Origin of the sequence: Clostridium sp. DSM 8431 (genome assembly GCF_900116755.1) — a bacterium.
Classification (GTDB): Bacteria; Bacillota; Clostridia; order Clostridiales; family Clostridiaceae; genus Clostridium.
Genome location: NZ_FPBY01000248.1, coordinates 1 through 3,416, shown reverse-complemented (window position 1 = coordinate 3,416; position 3,416 = coordinate 1). Strand labels below are relative to the sequence as shown.

5 protein-coding genes are annotated in these 3,416 nt (G+C 25.0%); all 5 read right to left on the bottom strand.

The annotated features are described in order from the left end of the window. Positions 1 to 91: 91 nt before the first annotated feature. On the bottom strand, positions 92 to 1,048 hold the full coding sequence (locus BM384_RS16245) for a hypothetical protein (RefSeq protein WP_090015194.1): 957 nt from the start codon (positions 1,046 to 1,048) through the stop codon (positions 92 to 94). Positions 1,049 to 1,147: 99 nt separating this feature from the next. Then, positions 1,148 to 1,540: a hypothetical protein gene (locus tag BM384_RS16240; RefSeq protein ID WP_090015192.1), complete on the bottom strand. Its 393-nt coding sequence runs from the start codon at positions 1,538 to 1,540 to the stop codon at positions 1,148 to 1,150. A gap of 52 nt (positions 1,541 to 1,592) precedes the next feature. Then, positions 1,593 to 2,447 carry a J domain-containing protein gene (locus BM384_RS16235; protein ID WP_090015190.1) on the bottom strand — a complete coding sequence of 285 codons (855 nt, stop codon included), beginning with the start codon at positions 2,445 to 2,447 and terminating at the stop codon, positions 1,593 to 1,595. 224 nt (positions 2,448 to 2,671) lie between these two features. Beyond that, the gene (locus tag BM384_RS18055; RefSeq protein WP_242946089.1) at positions 2,672 to 2,806 is read right to left on the bottom strand and encodes an HAD hydrolase family protein; all 135 of its coding nucleotides are present in this window, start codon (positions 2,804 to 2,806) and stop codon (positions 2,672 to 2,674) included. A 19-nt stretch (positions 2,807 to 2,825) separates the two neighbouring features. Further along, the gene (locus tag BM384_RS18050) at positions 2,826 to 3,002 is read right to left on the bottom strand and encodes a hypothetical protein (RefSeq protein ID WP_207650745.1); all 177 of its coding nucleotides are present in this window, start codon (positions 3,000 to 3,002) and stop codon (positions 2,826 to 2,828) included. Positions 3,003 to 3,416 lie beyond the last annotated feature (414 nt).

Here is a 3,416-nt window from a genome sequence, read left to right as displayed (position 1 = left end):
ATTCGTGTTTTACAAATGGTTTGTTTGCTATACCCTTTTTTAAAAAATATTATTTTTTAAAATTTACTTGACTATTATTAGCTGGTCTTTTTTATTTATTTTCTTCAAGATAATTATCAAGTATGTATTTTACTGCTTCAACGTAGTTTTTATATCCGCTTTTCTTTAAGATATACTTCATTTTTTCTTTATCATAATCCATATTAAAATAAACCTTGTTATTTAAGAAGTATTCTTTATAATTTTCTAAAATCTCAATAAGATTTTTCTCTTTCTTCTTGTATATCAATTCAATTTGACTTTCATCATTTATATCCAAATCTTCTATTTTAATCTGCATAATTAAGTACATTTTTCTAAAGGAATAACCCTTTTGCCTAAAAGGATATTTTTTCCAATTAATAAATTTTTCTGTAATATCTTTAGGCACCTTAATTCCATTAATAACAATATCAAAGGCTTTGAAATAGTCAGTCATTTTATAAATATAAATGTTTGTATTATCAGAAGCTTCAATATTATCTTCATTTAATAAAAGTCCAGCTTTATTTTTACTTTCTAGTATTTCATCAAAACACTTTATCTTTAAATAAGAAAAAGCATCATTATAAATATCATTTATATATAGTCTTAAATCATTTACAATATTTTCTTTGCATAAAAGCTTTAAAGGTTCTTTAAAATTGCTTTTATAGAAAATAAGAGTTACATTATCATTTTTTTCATCACTAGATAGAACTGATAAATCCTTTATTTTATACACACCACTTTTATATTCAGAAAAATCTAATGATTTAGTAACCTTTACCTGATTCGTAGTAGTAACATAATAAACTTGAGTAGATAAATTGAGTAGAGATTTTATAAGACAACTATCTTGAGTTATATCTTTTTCAAATTTACCATAAACCTTTATTGAAAAAAAATTATTATGAAGATCTAATAAAATAGCTCTCTTTTCTGTATTTTTAATAAAAGAATTAATTATTGTAACTATACTTCTTTTCAAAATAGCATTATATTTACTAAACAAATCTTTTTCAGCCATAAAGTTTCCTTTGATTTATATTAATACAATTTAATATATTATTTTTAACCTTACATTATGCAAAAAAATACCAACTCAAAAAAGCTGGTATTTTAAATACTATAATAAAAGGTTGCCCAAAAAGTCTGTTGCTTTATCTGTCATTGAAAATACTTTTTGATTTTCATTATTATAAAATGTAGTTACATAATCATTTTTAATTAAATATCTTGTTATTTTATAAACAGATTCTTCTAATAAGCTTACCTTTATCTCTCCTCTTAAAAGTTTTTGCATAGTTCTTTCTTCATCAATCTTCTTTGCTATAAAGTTTGAAATTCTGTCTCCAATATATTTAGAATTAAAAACTTCATCTTCTTTAGTAAGGGCAAGACTTATATGTAAAAATATTTCCTTAATAATTACACCCCATTCAAGTTCTATGTCAAAAACTTCATTGTCATCTTTATTTCCTATATATCTGTATTGAATAATAACTTCATTTTCTGTCATAACTCTCTCCTCAAATCCTCTATGTTATTATATATTACCTTTAAAATATAACCTAAAAAACAAAAGCTTTCAACTTATTATTTAAAATTTCTAAAGATTTAAATATAACTCTAATGACTGGTAAAAGTATTAAAGCCACAATAAAGGAAGCTCCACAAATAATAAATACTCTATTATCTAAAGGAATCATTTCTTTATAAACAGCAAAACCATAACCAATAGCTATAACTACTGAAGCAAAAATAACAAGCTTTGCAATGATCCCCAGTACTAAATCTAGTATATAAAATATAAATAAAACAACTGAAAATACTAATATAAAAGGTAAAAATACGATGGATATAGGAATTCTTATAATCCAAGGTAATTTATTTTCACTACTTCTCTCACGTCTAGATACTCTATCTTCATCATAATCAGGTTCTCTTTTAGCACTTCTATTTCTCTTATTACCTTCTTTTGATTTCTTTTTATTTTTTCGTTTATTCTTTTTGTTATACTTAACGCTTCTTCTTTCTCTAGGCTTATCTTCTTCATACTCATCTGAATCACTTATATCTGAATAATAACCATATTCCTCATAATAATCATCTTCATCATCATAATAGGAGTCTTCTTCCTCGTCATCATAATAACTTTCTTCATCTTCTTCATCATCACTATATGAAAAACCAGCCTGCTTCATAGCAAATTTATGAAATTCTTCCTTTGTCATTACTAAAGTATTTTCAGTTGATTTTTTTTTAGTAATACCTTCATAAGCATCCTTTAAAATTTTCTTAAAGGCTTCAGCATTTTTCATATTAACTACATCATTATCAATTTTAGATAATTTTTCTTCATAGGCGGCTTTAACTTCTTCCATAGATGCATCTTTACTAACACCTAAAATCTCATAATTATCCATTTTCAAACTCCCTCGTAAATAAATATATCTATATAATTTTCTACTTTCGAAAATAACATTGATTAAAAAAATAGTCAATAACCCAAAATTAGATTTTTTTCGAGTACCCAAAAACTAATCTTGCATAAAACACTCTCTGTGCTGTCTTTTAAATGATTATTAGGTCAAAAAAGTAACTATAGTTATAAAAATATGCCTAGTTACTTTTATATTTTATATATTTTTTATATTAATCCTAACTTTTCAAATGCCTTATATAAACCATCTTCATCTACATCATCAGTTATAAAGTCAGCCATAGCTTTAATTTCAGATCCACCATTACCCATAGCAACCCCCACATTACAATATTCAAGCATTGGTATATCAATTTTTGCATCACCAATTGCAATAGTATCTTCTGCTTACTCCTTTAACTCCTATATGTCCAAATAGTGCTGTTTCACTAGATCCACTCCAAAAGAGTGGAGTGCCATTTTGCATATTAGGAAAAGATTTTAAAGCCTCTAAGTAATCTTCATAACTATTTAAGGTTATTACCATATAGTTCTTCACAAAATATCATTTCAGGAAATACATCTCTAACTGTAATTTTTTCAGCAGCAGTTTCAAAATTTTCACTTGCAACTAATCCATCATTATTTTCAAGATAAAATATTATTTTGACACAATACTGTCATAATTTATTTATATAATAAATTTATAAAGTAAATAAGATTCATAAGTTATTCTCCAAAATAATAGTTTACATAAAAGTAAAAGGTGCATCTAAATAGCTGAAACTTAGATGCACCTTTATTTTATGGTAGTAATCTTGTTTTTTTATTTATCAACCCCAAGCTTACTATAAATATTAATAGCATGAGACCTATGATAGTGCATTTTTACTCGAAAAATTTTACAGTCAAGTAACCAAACAGAATCCTAAGCTATTTTTAATGACTCAAAAATTTCTTCTATCGGCGTACC